This is a genomic window from Methanoculleus sp. DTU007 (assembly GCF_001512385.1).
Lineage (GTDB): Archaea > Halobacteriota > Methanomicrobia > Methanomicrobiales > Methanoculleaceae > Methanoculleus > Methanoculleus thermophilus.
In genome coordinates, this window is the sequence record NZ_LFRO01000038.1 from 1 (window position 1) to 282 (window position 282).

Annotated in this window: 1 protein-coding gene; it reads right to left on the reverse strand. The window is 60.3% G+C overall.

Going from position 1 to position 282, the window contains the following annotated elements; all coding sequences use genetic code 11:
• Positions 1-282 (reverse strand): hypothetical protein (locus tag ACI94_RS04180; RefSeq protein WP_286681133.1); only part of this gene is annotated, 282 nt, incomplete at both ends.

Consider the following 282-nt stretch of genomic DNA (forward strand, 5'->3'; position numbering starts at 1 on the left):
CGACGAATCGGACTGAACGGTAAAGGATATATCCTTTGCATCGGTCGTCTTGCCCTCGAAGAGGGCACAGGTCTTCACCGTGTACTCCCCCGGTTCCGTCGGGGTGTAATACGCGGTCAGGGCGTCCTCCGAGAAGACCAGAACGGTCATCTCGTCGCCGGAGATGACGTCGACGAGACTGCCGCCCCGGTAGACCTCGCCCGAGAGTTTGGCTCTCGTCGCGATGGACCCCGAGTTCTTGAAGAGCCCGGTGATCTTGATCGGTTTGCCAACGACGAGCGC